General features: G+C 63.7%; 21 protein-coding genes. 5 read left to right on the forward strand and 16 right to left on the reverse strand.

The annotated features are described in order from the left end of the window. Window positions 1-21: 21 nt before the first annotated feature. The 8 genes from ugpB to pilM form a co-directional block, all read right to left on the reverse strand. Entirely contained in the window at window positions 22-1,347 is a 1,326-nt protein-coding gene (gene ugpB, locus NCS03_RS12690) for a sn-glycerol-3-phosphate ABC transporter substrate-binding protein UgpB (RefSeq protein ID WP_250435264.1), read from the reverse strand. 29 nt (window positions 1,348-1,376) lie between these two features. Continuing rightward, a complete protein-coding gene (locus NCS03_RS12695) occupies window positions 1,377-2,597 on the reverse strand; it encodes a deoxyguanosinetriphosphate triphosphohydrolase (RefSeq protein ID WP_250435266.1) in 1,221 nt (406 codons plus the stop codon). Window positions 2,598-2,641: 44 nt separating this feature from the next. Then, window positions 2,642-3,718, reverse strand: coding sequence for a 3-dehydroquinate synthase (gene aroB / locus NCS03_RS12700; RefSeq protein WP_034473117.1), 1,077 nt, complete (start codon window positions 3,716-3,718; stop codon window positions 2,642-2,644). Between the two features lie 16 nt (window positions 3,719-3,734). Continuing rightward, complete coding sequence (locus NCS03_RS12705; RefSeq protein WP_008344080.1) at window positions 3,735-4,280, reverse strand: shikimate kinase; 546 nt, start codon at window positions 4,278-4,280, stop codon at window positions 3,735-3,737. A gap of 93 nt (window positions 4,281-4,373) precedes the next feature. After that, window positions 4,374-5,828, reverse strand: a complete 1,455-nt coding sequence (locus tag NCS03_RS12710; RefSeq protein WP_250529235.1) for a type IV pilus secretin PilQ — start codon at window positions 5,826-5,828, stop codon at window positions 4,374-4,376. Between the two features lie 53 nt (window positions 5,829-5,881). Continuing rightward, window positions 5,882-6,751 (reverse strand): type IV pilus inner membrane component PilO, encoded by an 870-nt coding sequence (locus tag NCS03_RS12715; protein WP_250529236.1) that lies wholly within the window; start codon window positions 6,749-6,751, stop codon window positions 5,882-5,884. Beyond that, window positions 6,748-7,428: a PilN family protein gene (locus NCS03_RS12720; RefSeq protein WP_033536969.1), complete on the reverse strand. Its 681-nt coding sequence runs from the start codon at window positions 7,426-7,428 to the stop codon at window positions 6,748-6,750. The genes NCS03_RS12715 and NCS03_RS12720 overlap by 4 nt, the downstream gene beginning before the upstream one ends. Further along, window positions 7,425-8,426 carry a type IV pilus biogenesis protein PilM gene (gene pilM / locus NCS03_RS12725; RefSeq protein WP_175983049.1) on the reverse strand — a complete coding sequence of 334 codons (1,002 nt, stop codon included), beginning with the start codon at window positions 8,424-8,426 and terminating at the stop codon, window positions 7,425-7,427. Before pilM ends, NCS03_RS12720 begins: the two co-directional genes overlap by 4 nt. A gap of 262 nt (window positions 8,427-8,688) precedes the next feature. Between pilM and NCS03_RS12730 the strand changes: the two genes are divergently transcribed. Continuing rightward, window positions 8,689-11,097, forward strand: coding sequence for a penicillin-binding protein 1A (locus NCS03_RS12730; protein WP_250529237.1), 2,409 nt, complete (start codon window positions 8,689-8,691; stop codon window positions 11,095-11,097). 62 nt (window positions 11,098-11,159) lie between these two features. Here the strand turns inward: NCS03_RS12730 and cyaY are convergent, their stop codons facing one another. After that, window positions 11,160-11,477, reverse strand: coding sequence for an iron donor protein CyaY (gene cyaY / locus NCS03_RS12735; RefSeq protein WP_008344070.1), 318 nt, complete (start codon window positions 11,475-11,477; stop codon window positions 11,160-11,162). A 35-nt stretch (window positions 11,478-11,512) separates the two neighbouring features. Between cyaY and lptM the strand changes: the two genes are divergently transcribed. Then, window positions 11,513-11,794 (forward strand): LPS translocon maturation chaperone LptM, encoded by a 282-nt coding sequence (gene lptM, locus NCS03_RS12740; RefSeq protein WP_008344068.1) that lies wholly within the window; start codon window positions 11,513-11,515, stop codon window positions 11,792-11,794. A gap of 44 nt (window positions 11,795-11,838) precedes the next feature. After that, window positions 11,839-13,101, forward strand: a complete 1,263-nt coding sequence (gene lysA, locus NCS03_RS12745; protein ID WP_175983046.1) for a diaminopimelate decarboxylase — start codon at window positions 11,839-11,841, stop codon at window positions 13,099-13,101. 50 nt (window positions 13,102-13,151) lie between these two features. Here the strand turns inward: lysA and msrQ are convergent, their stop codons facing one another. The 5 genes from msrQ to NCS03_RS12770 form a co-directional block, all read right to left on the reverse strand. After that, complete coding sequence (msrQ, locus tag NCS03_RS12750) at window positions 13,152-13,790, reverse strand: protein-methionine-sulfoxide reductase heme-binding subunit MsrQ (RefSeq protein WP_008344065.1); 639 nt, start codon at window positions 13,788-13,790, stop codon at window positions 13,152-13,154. 3 nt (window positions 13,791-13,793) lie between these two features. After that, complete coding sequence (msrP, locus tag NCS03_RS12755) at window positions 13,794-14,783, reverse strand: protein-methionine-sulfoxide reductase catalytic subunit MsrP (RefSeq protein ID WP_175983045.1); 990 nt, start codon at window positions 14,781-14,783, stop codon at window positions 13,794-13,796. A gap of 132 nt (window positions 14,784-14,915) precedes the next feature. Then, window positions 14,916-16,118, reverse strand: coding sequence for a c-type cytochrome biogenesis protein CcsB (ccsB, locus tag NCS03_RS12760; RefSeq protein ID WP_008344060.1), 1,203 nt, complete (start codon window positions 16,116-16,118; stop codon window positions 14,916-14,918). Window positions 16,119-16,122: 4 nt separating this feature from the next. After that, the gene (locus NCS03_RS12765; protein WP_250529238.1) at window positions 16,123-18,354 is read right to left on the reverse strand and encodes a cytochrome c biogenesis protein ResB; all 2,232 of its coding nucleotides are present in this window, start codon (window positions 18,352-18,354) and stop codon (window positions 16,123-16,125) included. Between the two features lie 176 nt (window positions 18,355-18,530). After that, window positions 18,531-19,205, reverse strand: coding sequence for a c-type cytochrome (locus NCS03_RS12770; protein ID WP_239295394.1), 675 nt, complete (start codon window positions 19,203-19,205; stop codon window positions 18,531-18,533). Between the two features lie 301 nt (window positions 19,206-19,506). Here NCS03_RS12770 and yihA point away from each other — a divergent pair, with 301 nt between their 5' ends. Together yihA and hemB are read left to right on the forward strand one after the other, a co-directional pair. Next, complete coding sequence (yihA, locus tag NCS03_RS12775) at window positions 19,507-20,169, forward strand: ribosome biogenesis GTP-binding protein YihA/YsxC (RefSeq protein WP_008344055.1); 663 nt, start codon at window positions 19,507-19,509, stop codon at window positions 20,167-20,169. Between the two features lie 254 nt (window positions 20,170-20,423). Further along, window positions 20,424-21,422 carry a porphobilinogen synthase gene (hemB, locus tag NCS03_RS12780; RefSeq protein WP_008344053.1) on the forward strand — a complete coding sequence of 333 codons (999 nt, stop codon included), beginning with the start codon at window positions 20,424-20,426 and terminating at the stop codon, window positions 21,420-21,422. 36 nt (window positions 21,423-21,458) lie between these two features. On the opposite strand, the gene dsbD is transcribed toward hemB, so the two are convergent. After that, window positions 21,459-23,279: a protein-disulfide reductase DsbD gene (dsbD, locus tag NCS03_RS12785; protein WP_250529239.1), complete on the reverse strand. Its 1,821-nt coding sequence runs from the start codon at window positions 23,277-23,279 to the stop codon at window positions 21,459-21,461. Further along, on the reverse strand, window positions 23,272-23,583 hold the full coding sequence (cutA, locus tag NCS03_RS12790) for a divalent-cation tolerance protein CutA (protein WP_250529240.1): 312 nt from the start codon (window positions 23,581-23,583) through the stop codon (window positions 23,272-23,274). Before cutA ends, dsbD begins: the two co-directional genes overlap by 8 nt. Between the last annotated feature and the right edge of the window lie 45 nt (window positions 23,584-23,628).

Consider the following 23,628-nt stretch of genomic DNA (forward strand, 5'->3'; position numbering starts at 1 on the left):
TCTACACGCGGGCGCGTGACCTTAATTGCCCGCCTTCTCGAAGCGGCGCAGCAGTTCGTCGCCGCGTTGCACCGACGCGTCCAGCGCCTGTTGCGGCGTCTTCTTCTCGGCCCAAACTTGCTCGAGCTCTTCGTCGACGATCGTGCGGATCTGAGGCATGTTGCCGAGGCGCAGGCCCTTCGTGTACGCGAGCGGCGGCTTGTTCAGCATCTGCTTGATCGCGATGTCCGCGCCGGGATTCTTGTCGTAGAAGCCCTGCTTTTGCGTGAGCTCGTACGCGGCCTGCGTGACCGGCAGATAGCCCGTGTCCTGATGCCACTTCGCCGCCACTTCCGGCGTCGCGAGATACGCGAGGAACTTGGCGACGCCCTTATAGACGGCCGTATCCTTGCCCGCCAGAACCCACAGACTCGCGCCGCCGATGATCGCGTTCTGCGGCGCGCCTTTCACATTCGCGTCGTACGGCATCATGCCGACGCCGTAATCGAACTTCGCGAATTTCGCGATGGTCGCGCGCGAACCCGACGAATTCGTGATGATCCCGCAATCGCCGCTATAGAACTTCGACACCGGCTCGTCCTTCCGGCCGACATACGTGAACGTGCCTTCCTTCGCCATGTTTTGCAGGAACTGGATGTGCGCGACCTGCAGCGGCTTGTTGAATTCGAGCTTCGCATCGAGGCCGTCGAAGCCGTTGTTCTTCGTCGCGAACGGCGCGGCGTGCCACGCGCTGTAGTTCTCGAGCTGAATCCAGCTCTGCCAGCCCGACGAATATCCGCACGAATAGCCCGCGGCCTTCAGCTTCTTCGCGTCGGCTTCGACATCGGCCCAGGTTTTCGGCGGCTGGTTCGGATCGAGGCCGGCCTTCTTGAACGCGTCCTTGTTGTAGTAGAGAACGGGCGTCGAGCTGTTGAACGGCATCGAGATGAGATGGCCGGTCTTGGCGTCGCTGTAGTAACCGGCGATGGTCGGCACGAACGCCTTTTCGTCGAGCGGCACGCCGGCCTGCTTGAACACGTCGGAGACCGGGATGACGGCCTTTTTCGCCTGCATCATCGTCGCGGTGCCGACTTCGTAGACTTGCAGGATCGCGGGCGCATTGCCGCTGCGATACGCCGCGATGCCCGCTGCGAGCGCCTGGTCATACGTGCCCTTGAACACCGGGACGATCTTGTAATCGCTCTGAGACTTGTTGAAATCGTTGGCGATGTCGTTCACGCGCTCGCCGAGCGCGGCTTCCATCGCGTGCCAGAACTGGATTTCCGTCGCGGCGTGCGCGGCGGTGCTGACGCCGAACGTCAAGGCGGCAGCGGTCGTGACCAGGCGAAACAGGGGCTTGCGGACCATCGATGAGTCTCCGTATGAAACGTTATAAGTTAATTGTTATCGATGACAAACAGTCGTTGATATTCCTTCAATGCGTAACGGTCCGTCATTCCGGCGATGTAATGCGCGATGAGCCGCGCCTGCGAACTGTCGTGGCTCGACGAAGCCGCGTCGTTCGCCGATTCCTCCGTCACCGGTCCGCGCGCCTGATACGCGGGCGGCAAGAGACGCGGATCGTCGGAGAAGGCTTCGAAAAGGCCCGTCACGACGCGCTTCGCCTTGTTGGCCATACGCATCACGCGATAGTGCCGGTACAGGTTCTTGAACAGGAAACGCTTGAGTTGCGCCGCCTGTGCCGCGACTTCATCGCTGTGCGCGACGAGCGTGGGCGCGTTGCGCACGTCGTCGAGCGATTGCGGCGCGACGCGTTGGAGATTGCGGCTCGTCGCCTCGATCAGATCGACGATCAGCGTATTGATGATGCGGCGGATGGTTTCGTGAATGAGCCTGCGCCCTTCGATGTCCGGATACTCCGCGCGCGCCGCGTCGAAATGCGTGTGCCAGAGGCTCACTTCGGCAAGCTGCTCGAGCGTGATGAGGCCGGAGCGCAGGCCGTCGTCGACATCGTGATTGTTGTACGCGATTTCATCGGCGACATTGGCGATCTGCGCTTCGAGGGAAGGCTGCTTGCCCGTGAGAAAGCGCTCGCCGAGATCGCCGAGCTTGCGCGCGTTCTCGCGCGAGCAATGCTTGAGAATGCCTTCGCGCGTCTCGAAGCACAGGTTCAGGCCGTTGAACGCGCCGTAGTGCTCTTCGAGCTGATCGACCACCGCGAGGCTTTGCAGGTTGTGCTCGAAGCCGCCGTGATCGCGCATGCAGTCGTGCAGCGCGTCCTGTCCGGCGTGACCGAACGGCGTGTGGCCGAGATCGTGCGCGAGCGAAATGGCTTCGACGAGATCCTCGTTCAGCCGCAGATTGCGCGCGACGGAACGCGCGATCTGCGCGACTTCGAGGCTGTGCGTGAGGCGCGTGCGAAACAGGTCGCCTTCGTGATTGACGAAGACCTGCGTCTTGTATTCGAGCCGCCGAAACGCGGTCGAATGCACGATGCGGTCGCGATCTCGCTGGAACTCGGTGCGCGCCGCCGGGGGCGCTTCGGCGAAACGCCGTCCGCGCGATTGCGACGCGTGCGCGGCGTACGCCGCGAGATGCGCTTCGAGCGCGAGCGTCGACGGCGCGCCCGGCAAAACTTGATGCTCTTCTTCGCTCACCGGCTGCTCCGCATCGTCATGGTTCTGGCCGCCGCTCGCGCGGATCAGACGCTGGCTGCGAGCGTCGCGCGCACGGCCTGATCTGGCGCGCTCGTGATCTCGGTCGCGCCGAAGCGAGTCAGCAAAATGAATTTGATTTCACCGGCTTCGGCCTTTTTGTCGACCTTCATCAGATCGACGTAGCGGTCGTCGCCGAGCTTCGGCGCCGTGACCGGCAGCTTCGCCGCTTCGATCACGCGCACGAGACGCTGGCGCGCGGCTTCGTCGAGCCTGCCGAGGCGCACGGACAAATCCGCCGCCATCACCATGCCGCAACCGACCGCCTCGCCGTGCAGCCATTCGCCGTAGCCGAGACCGGCTTCGATCGCATGACCGAACGTATGGCCGAAATTGAGAATCGCGCGCTGCCCGCCCTCGCGCTCGTCGGATGCCACCACCGACGCCTTGATCTCGCACGAACGCTTCACCGCGTGCGCGAGGGCGTCGTCGTCGCGGCGATTCAGCGCGTCGATATTGCTTTCGATCCAGTCGAAGAATTCGGCGTCCGCGATGGCGGCCGTCTTGATGACTTCCGCGATGCCCGCCGCCAGCTCGCGCTCCGGCAAGGTGTGCAGCGCGCCGATGTCCGCGATTACCGCTTGCGGCTGATAGAACGCGCCGATCATGTTCTTGCCGAGCGGATGATTGATGCCCGTCTTGCCGCCCACCGACGAATCCACTTGCGAGAGCAGCGTGGTCGGCACCTGGATGAACGGCACGCCGCGCATATACGATGCGGCCGCGAAGCCCGTCATGTCGCCGACGACGCCGCCGCCTAGCGCGATCAGCGTCGTCTTGCGGTCGGCGCGCTCGGTCAAGAGCGCGTCGAAGATCGTGTTGAGCGTTTCCCAGTTCTTGTGCGCTTCGCCGTCCGGAAGCACGACGGTCGTGACTTTCTTGCCGAGCGGCGCGAGAGCCGCGCGCAACTGCTCGCCGTAGAGCGGATCGACGGTCGAGTTCGTGACGATCGCCACGGACGCGCCCTTGATGTGCGGAGCAAAGAGCTCGGTGCGGCCGATCAGCCCTGCACCGATATGAATGGGATAGGCGCGCTCGCCCAGTTCGACGTTGACGGTAATCATGGCGGACATGTGATCTTCAGGCCGGTTTGACGACGCCGGCGACCTCCAGTTGCATCAGGACCATATTGACGAGCGCGTTCACGGTCGGCCGTCCGGTTTCCACGACGAAATGCGCGCATTCGTGGTACAGCGGATCGCGCGCCTGAAAGAGCGCTTCGAGCTTGCCGCGCGGATCTTCGGTCTGCAGCAGCGGGCGATTCTTGTCGCGCCGTGTGCGCTGCCAGAGATCGTGCGGATTGGCGCGCAGATAGATGACGATGCCGCGATTCTTCAGATGTTCGCGATTGTCGGGGCGCAGCACCGCGCCGCCGCCCGTCGCGAGCACGATGCCATCGCGCTGCGACAGCTCGTCGATGACGTTCGCCTCGCGCTGGCGGAAACCCGCTTCGCCCTCGAGTTCCCAGATCACCGGGATGCGGGCGCCCGTGCGCGCCTCGATCTCATGATCCGAATCGATGAAGGAGCGCTGCAGACGGCGCGCAACCGCACGTCCCACGGTGGTTTTACCCGCCCCCATGAGTCCGACGAAAAAAATGTTCGCGTTCGCGTGCCCTTCCTGCAACTCGGTTTCCTTCCAGTTCGATGCAATTTGTTCGTGCGGCAGCTTAAGGGCAAACCGCCCGCTTTGTCGAGTTTCGCGGCCCTCGTGACGGGCCTAGCCGCTCGACGCGATCACATGCGGCGTAATCAAAATGACGAGCTCGCTCTTCGAGCTGCGCCGCGCGTCGTTGCGAAACAGCCAGCCGATCAGCGGCAATTTCGACAGTCCCGGCACGCCGGTCGTGTCTTCGTGTTCGTCATCGGAATAAATGCCGCCGATCGCCACGGTGCCGCCGTTTTCCACTTCCACGCGCGTCTGGATATGCTTGGTATGGATTGCCGGCCCGTTCGCCGTCTGCTCGCCGACACTGTCTTTCGTGATGTCGAGATCGAGAATGACGTGGCCATGCGGCGTGATCTGCGGCTCAACCTCCAGTTTGAGCGTTGCGCGCCGAAACTGCACGCCCGACATGCCATTGCCAACCTTCGCCTGATACGGCACTTCCATGCCCTGCTCGACGATCGACTTCACGCGGTCCGCCGTCACGACGCGCGGCCGCGAAACGATTTGTCCGCGCCCTTGCGCCTCCAGCGCGCTCAGTTGCACGTTGAGCAGCCGGGTGGCCTGCGCGACGAACAACGTGAGCCCGGCCGTCGCCGCGTCGAAACCGTTGATCGGCCCCGCCGACAAATCGTATACCACACCGTCCGCGCCGCCCGCGAACCCGGTCGCCGGATCGTTCTGCGCCGCGATGCCCAGCTTGACGCCGAGATTGCGCGACAGTCCCGCCTCGCCCTCGACGATCTTCGCCTCGATCATCACCTGCGGCGTCGGCTTGTCGATCAGCGCGACGAGTTCGGCGATCTGCCGCACGCGAGCGTCGAGATCGGTGATGAAGAGCAGATTCGTGCGCGCATCGGAGATGGCGGAACCGCGCTTCGACAGCACGCGCTGGCTGCCCGAGCCGGACAGCATCTTGCGCAGCTCTTCCGCGCGCGAATAACGCAGCACGAACGTACGGCTCGCGAGCGGCTCGAGGTCCGCGGCGCGCGCGTGGGCCTCGAACCGCAGCTTCTCGCGCGCCGCCAGTTCCGCGAGCGGCGCGACCCAAATGACATTGCCGTGCCGCTCCATCGCGAGTCCGTGGACTTCGAGGAACGTGTCGAACGCGCGCCGCCACGGCACGGCGACGAGATTCATCGACACTTGTCCACGCACCTTTTCGCTCGCGACGATGTTCAGGCCGGTGAAGCGCGCGAATGCGTGCAGCGCGGCGCTCAAGTCGGCGTTTTTCAGATCGAGCGTGATCGGCTTGCCGTCGTCGTCGCTCTGCGATGCGTCGCTCAGACGCTCGAGTTTCGGCAAAGGCATGGGCGGGCCTTCCAGCGCCTCTGCCGTTTCTGTCTTCTCCGTTTCCGCCTGCTCCGCCGCGGGCTTCGCGGGCTGCGCGTCGGACGTCGCGACGATAGGCGGGTCGACAGCCTGCGCGTCGAACGATGCGGGCAGCGGCGGTAGCGGCGGGACGATCGCATCGGCGCTATCGGCGGCAAACGCCGTGTGCGCAGACATCGACAGCGCAGCCGCCATTCCGATGAATCTGCATGAAAGCTTCGCGAACCGGCTCACGTGCGATCCTCCGCGAAAGTCAGCTTGCGCGACATGCCGTCTTCTCGGGCGAGTTCGATTGCGCGCGGCACGACGCGCCCGAGCCGTTCGTCGCCGATTTTCTGCCCCGGCGCGAAGCTGTCGACGTCGCGGCCGCTTTGCAAAAGCGCCATCGCGCGACGCCGTGCGACGAACGTGCCCACCAGCAGCATGTCGCTTCCCTGCGCGGCGGCGTCCGCGCTGCCGAACGGATCGATGACGAACGCGTTGGCGCGCGACACTGCGGCGGGCGCGACCGCCGGCAACGTTTCGAAGATGCGCAATGTCGCTTCGATGGCGAGCGCGTTCGCCTGCCGCTTGATCTGCACGTTCTCGGGAACGACGAGTCGCGGCAGGCCGGCGAGCGCATCGAGAAAGCGCCGTAGCTCCGCGAAGCTGCCGTCCGCGCGCAGCTTGAGCGCGCGCTCAGGAAACGGCTCTCGCTGCTTCGGCGCCCCGCCCTTGACGGCGACAGGCTCGATGTCCGCGACGCACACGCCGCTCTGGGCGGCCAGATCCGCGACCGCGCGCAACGCGTCGGCGGCGCTCCAGTGCTCCGGATCGAGGCGCCCCGACGACGCGCGCGCTCGCAAGCCGGACAGTTCGTCGGCAATGCGCGCCGCGTCCTGCGCCTTCGCTTGTGCCGCGGCCAACGCGACGCGGCTTTCATCGAGCCGGCTCGCGTCCGACATGCGCCACGCGCGCAGGCCGAACGCAAACACGACGACACTCAACGCGAGCGCGACACACGCGGTCCGTCGCCACGACCATTCGTCAAGCGGTTGCAGGATGGAGAGCGCGCCGCGCGAGCGCGTCTTCATGGCGATGTTCATCGGAATCGTGCTCATGGGCGTTCCCCCTGCGTTGCCGCCAAAACCGGACGTGCCTGACGCGACGCCGTTTCATCGCGCGAATGATCCGGCGCATAGCGCACCAGCGCGACGAACTCGAATCGCGCGGCGTGCTCGTCGGAGGCCGTCGATGCAGCGCGCCTGGCAGGCTGCGTCGACGGAATTCCGTTCGCGCGCCGTTTCATTTCGATCACTTCCACCGCCTGCACGCCGCGCAGGCGCTCCAGCCGCTTGAGCCATTGCGACGCTGCCTGCGAATCGGGTGCGAGCGCCGCCAGCTCGACCTCATTCGTTCGCTGCGACACGCGTTGAAGCGCGACGCCGCGTTGAAGAGGCGAGTCGGCGAGCGCTTCGAGCAGCGCGAGGAAACGCTCGCGCGGCAACGCCAACGGCTGCGCGGCCTCACGCGCGCGCCGCCGTTCGCTTTCTGCGCGCACGAGCCGTGCGTGTTCGTCGATCTGCGCGCTCGAAGCACGCAGCGACGTCTCCAGCGCGACACGCCGTTCATCCAGTCGCGCGCGCTCGAACAAGTCGCGGCCAGCGACGGCGCCAACGGCCGCGCAGCCCGCGAGCGTCACCGCGCCGATCAGCGCGAGCCGCTGCCGCCGTAGCTCGCGTCGCTTTCGCGCGCGATAAGGCAACAGATTGAATCCGTCGAGCATGGCAGCGTTCATTGCATCACCTCGCGCAACGCCAGGCCTACCGCAACCGCGAAACGCGGCGAATGCTTGTGCACCGTCTGAATCTCGGCCACCCCGTTGCAATACGGCGCGGCTTCGAACGGCAATGCCGCGCAGCCGAAAGTCTTGCCGAGCACGGGAAGCGGAAGGCCCGCGTGCGCCATCAACTCGATCTGCCCGCCGACGTAGATGCAATCGAGCGGCGCGTGTTCGCCAGCGAGTTCGTGCAACGCGTCCGAAATGCTCCGATGCTCGGGCGCGGGATACCGGACTTCGTTTTCGACGCCGCGCGAGCCGACGAGCCAGCCGTGCAAGCCGCTGCTTTCCAGCCAGCAGACGAGATAGCGCGCGTCGGCGTCCAGTTCGACGGAACCTGCATGGCGCATCGCGCGCAATGCGGCGGCCGGCTCGCTGTCGATGGCCGATAGCGCGATGCCCGCCTCCGCCGCGGTCTCGACTCGCGCCTCGACGTGTCGCCGCGCCGTCGCCGCTATCGCGACCAGCGCGTCGCCGTCTTCCCGCGTCTGCACGGACCAGTCGACCGCCAGCGCGCCGCGTTCGATGCCCGCCGCGCGCTCGGCTTCGGCGAGTACGGCCGGCTCGAGCAAGCCGCGCGGATCGCCGCCGATCGGGGCTGCGAGCTGCTCGTGGGTGTCGATGAGTCGGGCGAGCGGAACTTGCGTCGTAAGCGTCGCCGACGACGGCAAGCCCATCGCGCAACGCAGCGCACGCCAAGCGCCGCTTTCCGGCAGCCGCCCGAACGCCTCGCGCAACGCCGCGACGATAGGCGCGCGATCGACGAAATCGCCGCCGACCACCGCACCCGACGGCAGCGCCACCGACTCCAGATGCTCGACGCACACCGCCGCATTCGCCCTCAACCGCCTGCTCACGATGGCGAGGCGCACCGCGTCCTCGCTCACGTCGATGCCCGCCGCGTAGCGCCGCGTGACCGTCAGCATCGTGCCGCGCAGCATGTTTTCCTTGCTCATGACCGCTCCTTCCATTCGATCGCGCACCGAACCGTTCGGGCGCTTGATGTCGGAAGAATTGTCGCGAGCGCCGATCGCGGCGAACACTCGGCCGAATGGCCAACGCTCGCGTCGGAGGGATGCTTCCGCGCAGGATCGCGCGTATCTTGAAGACAACGGCAGACGCGTGTGCAGGCGCACACGGCGGCAGCGTGCGCCGTGTGCGTCAAGAAAAGTCCGAAACCCGGGCAGCTATAATCGCGTGACTGTTTTTGGTGGTGCTATGCAATCCTCTTCCCCGTCCAACCCGCCGTCCACGCCGCCCGAGAAGCCGAAAAAAGCCAAACGCCCATGGTGGGCGAGGCTCATGCTCGGATTTTTCGTCAGCGTTTTCGCGCTCGTCGTCTGCGCGGGTCTGGTGCTCGGCTACGCGCTTGTCGTTGCGATGCCGAACCTGCCGTCGCTCGAAGCGCTCACCGATTACAAGCCGAAGGTGCCGCTGCGCATCTACACGGCCGATCACGTTCTGATCGGCGAATTCGGCGAAGAGCGCCGCAGCGTCGTGCGCATTCAGGACGTGCCCGATCATCTGAAAAAAGCCGTGCTCGCCATCGAAGACGCGCGCTTTTACGATCACGGCGGCGTCGATCTCACCGGCATTCTGCGCGCGGGCTCGGTCGCCCTGACCAACGGCCACGCGTCGCAAGGCGCGAGCACGATCACGATGCAGGTCGCGCGCAATTTCTTCCTGTCGAGCGAGAAGACCTACACGCGCAAGATTTATGAAATGCTGCTCGCGTACAAGATCGAGCGCGCGTTGACGAAGGATCAGATTCTGGAGGTCTATATGAATCAGATCTATCTCGGGCAGCGCGCGTATGGTTTCGCGAGCGCGGCGCGGGTCTATTTCGGCAAGGATCTGAAGGACGTCTCGCTCGCCGAGGCGGCGATGCTCGCGGGTCTGCCGAAAGCGCCCTCGGCGTACAACCCGGTCGTCAATCCGAAGCGCGCGAAGGTGCGGCAAGATTACATCCTGCAACGCATGCGCGAGCTGAACTTCATCACGCAGGCTGAGTACGAGCAGGCCGTGCAGCAGCCGCTCGTCGTGAAGGGACAGGGCCGCGAATTCAGCGTGCACGCCGAGTACGTCGCGGAAATGGTGCGTCAGATGCTGTACGCGCAATACCGCGAAGAAGCGTACACGCGCGGCCTGAATGTCGTGACGACGATCGATTCCGCCGACCAGGACGCCGCGTATCGCGCGGTGCGCAAGGGCCTGATGGATTACGAGCACCGGCACGGCTATCGCGGGCCGGAAGGTTACATCGATCTGCCGGCGAACGCGGATGACCGCGAGCAGGCCATCGACGATGCGCTCGCCGAGCATCCCGACAACGGCGAGATCGTCGCGGCGGTCGTGACGTCGGCGAGTCCGAAGGAAGTGAAGGCGAGCTTCATCGACGGCAACACGGCAACCATCAGCGGCAACGATCTGCGTTTCGTGCAGTTCGCGCTCTCGTCGCGCGCGCAGCCGAACTCGCGCATTCGTCCGGGCGCGATCGTGCGTCTCATGAAGGACGACGACGGCGACTGGATCATCACGCAATTGCCGCAAGTCGAAGGCGCGCTCGTGTCGATGGTGCCGCAGGACGGCGCGATCCGTGCGCTCGTCGGCGGCTTCGACTTCAACAAGAACAAGTTCAATCACGTCACGCAGGCATGGCGCCAGCCGGGATCGAGCTTCAAGCCGTTCATCTATTCGGCATCGCTCGAAAAGGGTCTCTCGCCCGCGACGATCATCAACGACGGACCGCTTTTCTTCAGCGCCGCCGAGACGGGCGGCCAGGCGTGGGAGCCGAAGAACTACGGCGGCGGCTTCGACGGCCCGATGACCATGCGCTCCGCGTTGCAGCGCTCGAAGAACATGGTGTCGATCCGCATCCTGAGTCATATCGGCACGAAGTACGCGCAGCAGTACATCACGCGCTTCGGCTTCGATGCGGACCGTCATCCCGCTTATCTGCCGATGGCGCTCGGCGCCGGCCTCGTCACACCGCTGCAAATGGCAGCCGGTTACGCGGTGTTCGCGAACGGTGGATATCGTGTGAATCCGTATCTGATCGCCGATATCACCGATCCGTACGGGCGCGTCGTGTCGCATCCGCAGCCGCTCGTCGCGCAGCAAAGCGCGCCGCTCGCGATCACGCCGCGCAACGCTTTCGTGATGAACAGCCTGTTGCAGAGCGTCGCGCAGCACGGCACGGGCGCGAAGACGAATCAACTGAAGCGCGGCGATCTGGCCGGCAAGACGGGCACGACGAACGATTCGCGCGATGCGTGGTTCGCCGGTTATCAGCGCACGCTCGTGGCGATCGCGTGGATCGGCTATGACAATCCGCGCAGCCTCGGCGACAAGGAAACGGGCGGCGGTCTCGCGCTGCCGGTGTGGATGGATTACATGGGCCGCGCGCTGAAGGGCGTGCCCGAGTACAAGCCGATGATGCCGCCCGATATCACGTCGCTCGGCAACGAGCTGTACTACGACGACATGACGCCGGGCCGCGGCTTCGTCGCAACGATCGGTGTGAGCCAGGCGCCGCCGCAGGAAGGCGTGTCAGGCGTGACTGCGCCCGCGCCCGAGGTTGGCGAGCAGGAAAAGCAGGACATCATGAATCTGTTCAAGGGGCAGTAACCCGGCCCCTGCAAAGCAAAGCGAGCGGACCGAAAGGCCGCTCGTTTTTTTTACGCCTCGATTTATGCCTTGAAGCGGATCGGCTCGCCGGCCTGCTCGCTCGAATATTTGCTCAGCGTCGCGAAGAATTCGCTGTTGTCGCGCGTGTCGCGCCAGGCGCCGTCGACGTATTTGTAGTGGAATCCGCCCGCCTTCGCCGCGAGCCAGATTTCGTGCTTCGGCGGCTGCAAGTTGACGATCACCTTCGTGCGATTCTCGAATTCCAGCGTGAGCACATTGCCGCTGCGCTCGAATTCGATGTCCGCTTCGGCGTTGTCCACCGAGCGCTCGATGGCCGTCAGCGCGGCCTCCGCCAGCGTCAGGTATTCCTGGTCTGTCATGCTAAACTCCATCGATTAAACGTATAGGGACGGTCATGCGAGTCGTTTTCAAGATGAGCGCGATTGTAGCGGCTTTGAGCATCGGCGCCGCGGCAACGCTCTCGCTCGGCGGTTGTGGGCAACGCGGTCCGCTGTATCTGCCAAGAGTGCCGCCGCTGCCGCAACGTCCCAACGACCTCCAGAATACGCCGCCTTCGAACGTCGCTCCGGACAGCGAAACGGCATCGAGACAGCCGCTCTCGCTTTCGCCCGAGACCGATCTCAAAACCAGTCCCAATGGTGCATCGGCGCCGAAAGCCGCGTCGTCCGCTTACTGATCCTCGAGCCTTAACGCCTTCGTGGCGCACTTTCGATTCCACGCATGAGTGATTCCGCATTCCACTACGTCGACGGCGTGTTGCACGTCGAAGGCGTCTCAGCCGCGTCGCTCGCGGACCAGTTCGGCACGCCGCTCTACGTCTATTCGCGCGATGCCCTCACGCGCGCCTATCACGCTTACGCCGATGCCTGCGCCGGCCGCAAGGCAACGGTGCACGTCGCGGTGAAGGCGAACAGCAATCTCGCGGTGCTCAACGTGTTCGCGCGCATGGGCGCGGGCTTCGACATCGTGTCGTCGGGCGAGCTCGCGCGCGTGCTCGCGGCCGGCGGCAAGGCGGAGAACACGGTGTTTTCGGGCGTCGGCAAGACGGCGGCCGAAATGCGCGAGGCGCTCGAAGCGGGCGTCAAGTGCTTCAACGTCGAGTCGATTCCCGAGTTGCACGCGCTCAACGAAGTCGCGAAGTCGCTCGGCAAGAAAGCGCCGGTTTCGCTGCGCGTGAATCCCGACGTCGATGCAAAAACGCATCCGTACATCTCCACCGGCCTCAAGTCGAACAAGTTCGGCGTCGCGTTCAGCGATGCGCGCGCGACGTACGCGCAAGCGCATGCCATGCCGAATCTCGATGTCGTCGGCATCGATTGCCATATCGGCTCGCAGATCACCGAAATCAGCCCGTATCTCGACGCGCTCGACAAGCTGCTCGAACTCGTCGAGCAGATCGAAGCGGACGGCATGAGCATTCGTCACGTCGATGTCGGCGGCGGTCTCGGCATCACCTACGACGACGAAACGCCGCCCGATATCGGCGTGTTCGTGAAGACGCTGCTCGATCACATCGAGAAGCGCGGCCACGGTCAGCGCGAAGTGTATTTCGAGCCGGGGCGCTCGCTCGTCGGCAACGCGGGCGTGCTGCTGACGCGCGTCGAGTTCCTGAAGCCGGGCGAGGAAAAGAACTTCGCCATCGTCGATGCCGCGATGAACGACCTCGCGCGTCCCGCGATGTACGAGGCGTTTCATCGCATCGTGCCGGTCGTGAAGCGCGACGAGAAAGCGCATACATACGATGTCGTCGGTCCGGTATGCGAAAGCGGCGACTGGCTCGGACGCGATCGCGAGCTGTCCATCGCGCCCGGCGATCTGCTCGCGATCTGCTCGGCGGGCGCGTACGGCTTCGTGATGAGCTCAAACTACAACACGCGTCCGCGCGCCGCCGAAATCATGGTCGATGGGGAACGCGCGCGGCTCGTGCGCGAGCGTGAGGAAGTGAAGCAGCTGTTCGCCGGCGAATCGATTCTGCCGGACTGAAGCGCCGCGCTTCGAACGAAAAAGCGATGCCCTGACAAGCATCGCTTTTTTTATGCGCGTCGCGCTTTGAGCCAGGCGATCACGCGCCAGCCGAGCAGCACGATCACGATCGAGCCGTAGATCTTCGGCAGTTCGAGATCGTGTTTGCCCGCCTTCATCCACCAGAAATGCAGGATCGCGAGCGCGGCGATCAGATAGATCGCGCGATGCAAGGTCTGCCAGCGACGGCCGAGCTTGCGCACCATCGCTTTCGGCGATGTGACCGCGAGCGGAATCAGCAGCACGAACGCCGCGAAACCGACCGTGATGAACGGCCGCTTGCCGATGTCCTTCAGCATCGCGGCGACATCGAACCATTTGTCGAACCAGATGTACGTCGTGAAGTGCAGTACGGCGAAGAAGAACGCGAAGAGACCGATCATCCGGCGAAAGCGCGCGAGCGCCGTCACGCCCGTCAGGCGGCGCACGGGCGTGATCGCGAGCGTGATGCACAGATACACGAGCGTCCAGAGGCCGGTCGAGCGCGTGATGAATTCGATCGGATTCGCGCCCAGGCCGCCCGTCGCGCCGAGCAGCACGAGACGTGCGAGCGGAAACAGCATCGCGACGAACACGACGATCTTGACCGGAACGATCCATCGCGGTCCCGTCGCGACGCGCGCGCTTTTGATCTGGGAAGCGGACGACATCGTTCAGAAGTTCTTCTTCAGATCCATGCCGGCATACATCGACGCGACCTGATCGCCGTAGCCGTTGAACATGAGCGTCTTGCGTTTCGGCTGAAAGAAACCGTCCTCGCCGATGCGCCGCTCGGTCGCCTGACTCCAGCGCGGATGATCGACATTCGGATTCACGTTCGAAAAGAAGCCGTATTCGCTCGGCGCGTAGAGATTCCAGCTCGTTGGCGGCTGCTTCTCGACAAAGCGGATTTTCACCAGCGATTTCGCGCTCTTGAAACCGTACTTCCACGGCACGACGACACGCACCGGCGCGCCGTTCTGATTCGGCAGCACTTCGCCGTACAAGCCGACGGTCAGCAGCGTGAGCGGATTCATCGCCTCGTCCATGCGCAGACCTTCGGAATACGGCCATTCGAGGATCGGCGTCGAAAGTCCCGGCATCTGCGACGGATCGGCCAGCGTGATGAACTGCACGTACTTCGCGTTGCCCGTCGGCTCGGCGCGCTTGATGAGCTCCGACAACGACACGCCGATCCACGGAATCACCATCGACCAGCCTTCGACGCAGCGCAGCCGGTACACGCGTTCCTCGAGCGGCGCGAGCTTGAGAATGTCGTCGATGTCGTAGACCTTCGGATTCTTGATCGCGCCCTCGACGGACACTTTCCACGGCCGCGGACGCAGCGTGCCGGCGTGGGCGGCGGGATCGTCCTTGTCGGTGCCGAACTCGTAGAAGTTGTTGTAGCTCGTGATGTCCTTGAACGGCGTCGGCTTGTCGAGCGCGACGAACTTCGGGTTGGTCGTCGCGGCCAGCTTCTGGCCTTTGGCGTCGGGCGATGTCAGCGTCGCGTGGGCGAGGCCGCTCGCGCCGGCGAGTCCTGTCGCGGCAAGCGCGCCGAGCGAACGAAGCGTGCGCCGGCGATTCTCGAACACGTCGCGCGGCGTGATTTCGTGACTCGCAATGTCATCGCCGTACAGATTACGGCCTTGTTTGATCCACATGAAGCGTGACTCCTTCCGTTCATTCTTGTACGGAGAAAACAGCAGATTGGATGCCAGTATTCCACCGCAAAACGAAAAAAAACCGCCAGCGCTCGTCACGCATGGCGGTCTTTTTCGATTCGACGCTGCCGATCAGAGCTTGCCGTAACTATGCAAGCCCGAAAGGAACATGTTGACGCCGAGGAACGCGAAGGTCGTGACGATCAGGCCCGTCAGCGCCCACCATGCGGCGGCGGCGCCGCGCAGGCCTTTCATCAGGCGCATGTGCAGCCACGCGGCGTAGTTCAGCCAGACGATCAGCGCCCAGGTTTCCTTCGGATCCCAGCTCCAGTAGCCGCCCCACGCTTCCGCCGCCCACAGCGCGCCGAGGATCGTCGCGATGGTGAAGAACGCGAAGCCGACGGCGATCGACTTGTACATCACGTCGTCGAGCACTTCGAGCGACGGAAGGCGGTCCGCCATGAAACCGCGCTGCTTCGCGAGATACGCGACGGAGACCATCGCCGATAGCGCGAAGCTGCCATAGCCGATGAAGTTCGCCGGAACGTGGATCTTCATCCACCAGCTTTGCAGCGCGGGGACGAGCGGCTGAATCTGCTGTGCATCGCGCGCGATCGAATACCACATCAGGAAACCGACCGCCGCGCTGATGACGAGCAGCACGAACGCGCCCATCGCGCGCGTCGAGTAATGCTGCTCGTAGTAGAGATAAAACAGCGACGTGATGAGGCAGAACAACACGAAGACTTCGTACAGATTCGAAATCGGAATATGGCCGACGTCCGAGCCGATCATGTAGGACTCGTACCAGCGCACCATCAGGCCGGTGAAGCCCATCAGCACCGCGACCCACGTCATGCGCGAGCCGATCGCGCCGCCCGTCTGCGAGCGCGTCGCAAGGCCGATCCAGTAGAAGAGCGTCGCGAGGATGAAGAGCGCGCTCATCCACAAGATCGCGGACTGGCTCGACAGGAAGTACTTGAGGAAGAAGTTCGTGTCGGCGCGAGCGAGGTCGTGCTGATAGAGCTGGATCGAGAAAAGCGACAACACCGCGATCAACGCGATCAGCAGGCGTACCGGTTTCCAGCGCCAGCCGAGCACGACGAACGTCGGCACGGCGCCGACCAGCACGGCCGTGTCGTACACGTCCATGTACGCGTGATAGCGGTTCAGCGCGAAACCCGCGCCCGCGACCATCGCGAGGGCGAAGAGCCAGTCGATCAGCGTGAGCCTGCGCAGGAACGGACGATCGTCGAACTCGGCGACATCGGGAAGCCCCGATGCCGGACGTTCCGTCTTGGCGGAGGCGTGGGAGGAAGTCTGTGTGAGGTCCATGATCTTACCGTGTTGAAACTTCCGAGCTCGGGGTCTCGGTTTGCGAATGCCGGTGCGCGTTTTGCGCCGGGGACGGATCGGCCGGTACTTCCGGCTTCACGCCGAGCGCCGCTGCGATCTGCGCGCGCGTACGCACGAACTCTTTCTCGAAATCGAACGTGCGGCGGGCGGTGGACATCGCCATCAGCACGCTCGCGCCGCCCTGGCCCGCATCTTTGAGCCAGAACCAGAGCCGGCGTTCGCGCACGTAAAACATCGCGAAAATGCCGACGACCAGCAGAAGGCTGCCAAGATACACCAGATTTTTACCCGGCGCGCGCGTCAACTGGAATACCGAAGCTTGCACCTGCCTGAAGTTGTCCAGTTGCAGAAAGACCGGCGAACCGTACAGAAAGCTGTCGGAAAGCGCGTTGATGGACGATTGCACGAACGCGGCGTTCTTATCGTCCACTTTAGCCGCGGGCTGGCCGTTTTGCTCTCGGGAAATCTGCCATACGTCCCACATCGCCCCTTCGAGCATCCTCATCAGCAGGCCGGCGGCTTTCTCCTGCTCGCCCTTCGGCACCGATTTGTCGATAAACATCGCGATGCTCTGGAAACCGCCAATCATCTGCGGATTCGTCGTCGCCTTGCCGGTTTCATCGGCGCCTGCGAAAAGATTCAGCACGCGGACGGCGCTTTCCTCCAGATGTTTCTGCAGTTCACCGTTTTCCTGCGGCACCGAACGCAACGCGAAACGATGCGCGGCTTCGGCGCGCGTCGCCGGCGTCGCGAGCGCGGCGCGCAGGTCCATCCACTGTTTGACGGTGCCCTGATCGTCGGCGGGAATGCGCAGATAGCGGAACGGATCGTTCGGGCTCAGGCGCATGCCCGCGAGGAACATACGCTGGCCGCTCACGTCCACGGGCACCATGTAGTTGCTGTATTCGCGCGCCTGGCCGTCCGTGCCGCGCACCTTGTATTGCACCGACGGGCCGATATTGCGCAGATCCGTCGGTCTCGACGTTTTGGCGCCTGAGCCGAGGCGCTCGTCGAATGCATCGCGCAGCGTTTCCTTCTTGCTGACGCCGCGCGCGTCGGGCGCGCCGCTGCCGTCGGTCATGTTCTCGACGTTGATCGCGCGGAAATCCGTGAACTCGACCGTCTCGCCCTGCGCGCCCGCGAACTGCGCGCCGATGGGCGCCGTGCCGCCGATCGTCCCGCTGAACGGCGCGGTCTTCGCGCTGCCGCCGGTCATCGGCCAGGCGGTCATTTCGAGTTTCGAGCCGCCGTCCTGAAAGCTCGATTGATAGATCGAAATGCCGTCATACGTGAACGGCTTGTTCACTTCGATGCGCGCCGGAATGCGCTTGCCTGTCTTGTGATCGATGACGACGATATCGCTCGCGAAGAGCTTCGGCATGCCGGTCGAGTAGTAATCGACGATGAACTTATTGAGCTGAATCGAGAACGGCAGGTCCTGAATGATCGAGCCGTCTTGCTGATTCAGTATCGCCGTGCCGACGAACTGCCCTTCGGGCACCCATGCGTAGCCGCGGAAAGTCGGATTCGACGTTGAAAGACGATGCTCGCGCGGAATGTCGTTGATGACGGCGTTGCTGTTGATCGGCGTCTTGTTGAACATCCACATCTGCAGCTTGATGGGCAGATTGCTGTCCAGCAGACCGCCGATACAGATCACGACGATCGCCAGATGCGCCGAGATATAGCCGATCTTGGTCATCGCGCCGCGCTTGGCGGTGATGAGCGTCGCGCCGTTGTCGGTCTCGCGCGTCTTGAAGCGGTAGCCCATCTTCGCGGACAGGCGTTCGAGCGTCGCGGCGGTCTGCGCGCGATCGGCCGTGACCGTGAACTCGCCCTTGTGATGGAACGCGCGCAGCCCGCCTTCGTGCACGCGATCCTTCCAGCTCTTGATGTCCGCGATCATCTTCGGGCTGTTTCGGATCACGCACAGCGACACCGAGATCACGAGGAAAATCAGGATCAGCATGAACCACCATGCGCTGTACACGGTGTAGATGCTCAAGCCACGGAAGATGTCCGCCCAGAACGGGCCGAACTGATTGACGTAGTTGGGATACGGATCGTCCTGCGTAAGCACCGTGCCGATGATGCTCGCGATCGCCAGAATGACCAGCAATGCGATGGCGAAGCGCATCGAACTGACGAGTTCGACGAAATGCCTGATGGCCCGACGGCTCGACTTCGACTGCAAACCCGATGTGGTGACGCTCATTCAAACTCCGGCTGGACAGCAAAAAAGGGTGGAGACGCTGGCGGTCTTTGTCGACCGACGTCCCACCCTTTTCTTGTTTTCGCGCCGGTCTTCTCGGATAGTCCGGGACCGGCTTCGTAGTATGGGCGATTCTCCGTCTCTGCATGGAGAACCGCTGGACGCTGACTGCTATGCGTTCAATGCAAACCGGCGATGTAGTCGGCGACCGCCTTCATCTCCGCTTCGTTCAGGCGCGAGGAAATCTGGTGCATCGGCTCGCTGTTGTTGCGTTGTCCCGATGCGAAGGCGTTCAACTGCGCCACCGTGTAATCGCCCCACTGCCACGACAGCCGCGGATACTGCACCGGAATGCCCATGCCCGTCGCGCCGTGGCACGCCGCACACGCCGGCACGCCCTTGTCCGCGATGCCGCCGCGGTAGATCTTCTGGCCCAACGCGACGTCGTTCTTGTCGCGCGCGTAATTGGGCTTTGCCTTCTGCGACGCGAAGTACGCCGCGACGTTCACCATGTCCTGATCCGATAGCGCGCCCGCGATGCCCGCCATGATCGGATTGTTGCGCGCCGGTGCCTTTGCGCCCGGCTGCGTCTTGTAATCCTTCAACTGCTTGACGATGTACTCGGCGTGCTGCCCCGCGAGCCGCGGAAATGCCGCGCCGGCGCTGTTGCCGTCTGCCGCGTGACACGCCGCGCACACCTGAGTCGCGATAGCCTGGCCTCGCGTCACATCCGGCTTGGCCGCTTGCGCGGGCTCCGCCGCACTCACTGACATCGATACCGCCAGACCGCTCAAACCTGCACCGAAAGCCGCCGCTGCCCGAATCACCACCAGAGACCTGTACAGTCGGTTCATTCGCGTACCCTGTTTTTCGTCTTGTGAGAATGTGAGGTTCTGCAAAAAACGACGGCGACCGATCATCGCCGCAAGATACCCGAACTCGCTGAACGAAGAGGCCCAAAAGTATGCCTCTGAAAACTGTCTCGCTCCTTGTGGGTGCCGCCTGCGGCTTGGGTCTTGCGTGCCCGCTGATCTTTAAAAATCCGTCGTATTGTACAATAACCCGCTATACGCAAAGACGCCAGTCGGGGCATGCCCAGTATTTGCCGGGTTCTCAAGGCTTCGGTTTTCGCAGCGCTTTCGATTGGACCCGCCCATGTCATTCCTGCTTCATCAATCCCGCTTCTTCACGACCGTCAACCATCTGCGCGATCTGCCGCCGACGCCGCAACCCGAAATCGCTTTTGCGGGGCGCTCGAACGCCGGTAAATCGACGGCGATCAACATCCTCTGCAATCAGAAGCGGCTTGCTTTCGCGAGTAAAACGCCGGGGCGCACGCAGCACATCAATTACTTCTCCGTCGGTCCGGAAGCCGCGCCGGTCGGCTATCTCGTCGACCTTCCCGGATACGGTTACGCCGAAGTGCCGGGCGCCGCGAAGGAACATTGGCAGCGGCTGCTTTCGACGTACCTGCAAAGCCGCGCGCAACTGTGCGGCATGATCCTGATGATGGATTCGCGCCGGCCGCTCACCGACCTCGATCGCATCATGATCGACTGGTTCGCGCCGACCGGAAAACCGATTCACGCGCTGCTCACCAAATGCGACAAATTGACGCGACAGGAGATGACGAACGCTCTGCGTGCGACCAAGAAATCCTTCGCCGAATATAAAGACGCGGGCTATCGCGGCGAACTTACGGCGCAGCTCTTTTCGGCGCTCAAACGGACGGGCATCGACGAGGCTCACGAACAGATCGAAAGCTGGCTGATACCGGAAGAAGCCGGCGAAAACGCGTCAGAAGACGCAGCCGAGTGAGCGCGGCGCGTGCGCGCCGGCATAAAAAAACCCGCCGCATAACGGCGGGTTAATAGCCTAATCGAATAACGACAGGCACCCGCTCAGGGAGGAGAAGCGGGGAGTCCGGCGGCAAGCGCCTCGCTCGATCGGTATGATATACCATTGTCTCAAAGCGGTTTCAGACGCAGCCAAGTGCTTGTTCGGCAAGGGTTTAGGCGTCTCGGAACACGTTTTCGACCTCCCCTGAAGACCACCCAAATTCGAGTCGAAATATGAGCTTCTATCCTCACCATCGCCCGCGCCGGATGCGCCGCGATGACTTCTCGCGCCGTCTGATGCGCGAAAACATCCTCACGACGAACGACCTCATCTATCCCGTGTTCATCGTCGAAGGTACGAATGTGCGGCAGGCCGTGCCGTCGATGCCCGGCGTCGAGCGCACGTCCGTCGATTTGCTGATGAAAGTCGCCGAGCAATGCGTCGAACTTGGCGTGCCGGTGCTGTCGCTGTTCCCGGCGATCGAACCGTCGATCAAGACGCCCGATGGCCGCGAAGCCACGAATCCGGACGGTCTCATTCCGCGCGCCGTGCGCGAGCTGAAGAAGAACTTCCCGATGCTCGGCGTGCTGACCGACGTCGCGCTCGATCCGTACACGAGCCACGGCCAGGACGGCGTGCTCGACGAAGAAGGCTACGTGAAGAACGACGAAACGAGCGAAATTCTCGTCGAGCAGGCGCGCACCCAAGCTGAAGCGGGCGTGGATATCGTCGCGCCGTCGGACATGATGGACGGGCGCATCGGCGCGATCCGCGAGATGCTCGAAAGCGAAAGCCACATCCACACGCGCATCATGGCGTATGCGGCGAAGTACGCGTCGGCGTTCTACGGCCCGTTCCGTGACGCCGTCGGTTCCGCAGCGAATCTCGGCAAGAGCAACAAGATGACGTATCAGATGGACCCGGCCAACTCCGACGAAGCGATGCGCGAAGTGCGCATGGACATCGAGGAAGGCGCGGACATGGTGATGGTCAAGCCGGGCATGCCGTACCTCGACATCGTGCGGCGCGTGAAGGACGAGTTCCGCTTCCCGACGTACGCGTATCAGGTGAGCGGCGAGTACGCGATGATCAAGGCGGCCGCGCAGAACGGCTGGATCGATCACGACAAGGTCATGATGGAAGCGCTGCTCGCGTTCAAGCGCGCGGGCGCGGACGGCGTGCTGACGTACTTCGCGCTGGATGCGGCGCGGATCATTCGCGCTTCCGTGTAAGCGCCAAAAGGGCGATGCGAGTGCATCGCCCTTTTTTTATCCGTTCAGTTTATCGAGACTCTTCAGGAACGTATCCGCCGATTCATACCCGACCACGCGCGCGACTTCGTTGCCCTGCGCATCGAAGAAGATGATTCCCGGCGGCCCGAAAAGCTTGAAGCGCTTGAGGAGAATTTGATCGTTCGTGTTGTTGGCGGTCACGTCCGCGCGCAGAAGATTCAGTTGCGCGAGGCGCGCTTGCACACGGGCGTCGGAGAAAGTCAGCTTCTCCATTTCCTTGCACGACACGCACCAGTCCGCGTAGAAATCGAGCATCGCGGGACGCGCCGCCGCTTTGACCGCCGAGTCCAGTTCCGCCGATGAACGCACCGGCGCGAAGATCAGGCCCTGCGATCGCGCATTCGCCGACGGCTCGCTGCGGGAAGCCAGCACGGCGAGCGGGCGCAGCGGATCTGTCGAACCCGCCGCCAATCCGACGAGCAGCGTCGCCGCCCAGATCGCGAGTGCCGCTCCGAGCCCGCGCCCGAGCCGCTTCCACACACCGACAGGCGCCGCCGCGCCCGACGAGAACAATCCGAGCGATGCCGCCGCGATCAGCAGCCATAGCGCCGCGAGCAGCATCTGCGCAACGCCGCCGATGACCGGCCAGACGATCCACAGCGCGGCCGCGAGCAGCACGACGCCGAAGAAGACCTTCACGCCGTCCATCCACGCACCGGCGCGCGGCAGAACCGAACCCGCGCCGAGCCCGATGACGAGCAGCGGCACGCCCAGTCCGATGCCCATTGCGAAGAGCGCGGCGCCGCCGAGCGCAGCGTTGCCGGTGTGCGCGATGAACGCGAGCACCGCGAAAAGTGGCGCAGTCATGCACGCGCCGACCACGAGCGCGGACAGCGCGCCCATCGCCGCGACTGCCGCGAACTTGCCGCCGCTGCGCTTCTGCGATGCTTCGTTGACGCCCGCTTGCCAGCGCGCGGGCAGCGCGATATCGACGCCCGAGATCAACGCGATGGCGAACGCCGCGAGCAGCAGGCCGAACGCGCCGAGCACCCACGGGTTCTGCAGCCACGCGCCGAGGCTTTGTCCGATCAACGCGGCAGCGACGCCGAGCGCGGTATAGACGAGCGCCATGCCGATCACGTACGAAACCGACAATGCGAATCCGCGCGAACGCGTCACACGCGCGCCTTCGCCGACGATGATCGCGGACAGAATCGGGATCATCGGATACGAGCATGGCAGGAGGCTCAGCACCATGCCGGCAAGGAAATAGAGTCCGACGACTGTGAAGAATCCGCCGCCCTCGAGCATCGATTGCGCGTAGTCGGCGCTGGTCGCGCGCTCGAACCAGGTGTCGCCGGTGTTTGCGCTCGTCGTCGCGGTCGGTGCCGCGCCCGCGGGCTGGAGCGCGTCGCCGCGCACACGATAGGCCTTCTCCATCGGCGGATAGCAGATGCCGCCATCCGCGCAACCCTGCGACGTCACCGCGAGCTCGAACGGCCCGTTCGCTTTCGTCACCGGAATACGGATGATCAGTTCGCCGCGATACGTCTCGACGTCCTTGTTGAACGTCTGATCGAAATGAACTTTGCCCGCCGGAAGTTGCGCCGCGCCGATGGTCGCGTCGCCGCTCTTCACCGCGAACGCGAAACGCTCACGGTACATGTAGTAGCCGTCGGCGATCTTGTAGCGCACGTCCACTTCGCCCGGCTTTTCGGATGCGCTGAATTTGAACGCGACGTCGGGATCGAGGAAATCGTCGGCTGCGCGCGCGGCGCCCGACAGCAGCGCGAACGCCGCCAGGAAGAGAAACGCGCCGAAAAGTCGCCGCGTGACAAGGCGAGAAAACTCAAACATGAAGAAGACGCTGCGTTTCTGCGTTGACCCACTGGCCGTATCCCGGCGATGCATCGACCTGCCAGACGAGGATTTCGGGCGTTTCATACGGATGTCGAGCCTCGACGAAGCGCTGCAATTCTGCGCTGCGCGCGACGCTCGTCTTGAACAACAACTGCACTTCCTGCGACGACTCCAGCACGCCCTTCCAGTGATATTGCGACGACACGGCGCCGAGATTCGTCACGCACGCCGCGAGCCGCGCGTCCAGCGCCGCTTGCGCGAGCGCATCGGCTGCGGCGGCGTCGGGCAGCGTGGACAGCATCAAAACGACGGGGACGTTCACTCGGCGTGCTCCGAGAGGTTAATT

Source organism: Caballeronia sp. ATUFL_F1_KS4A, assembly GCF_023630905.1.
Lineage (GTDB): Bacteria > Pseudomonadota > Gammaproteobacteria > Burkholderiales > Burkholderiaceae > Caballeronia > Caballeronia zhejiangensis.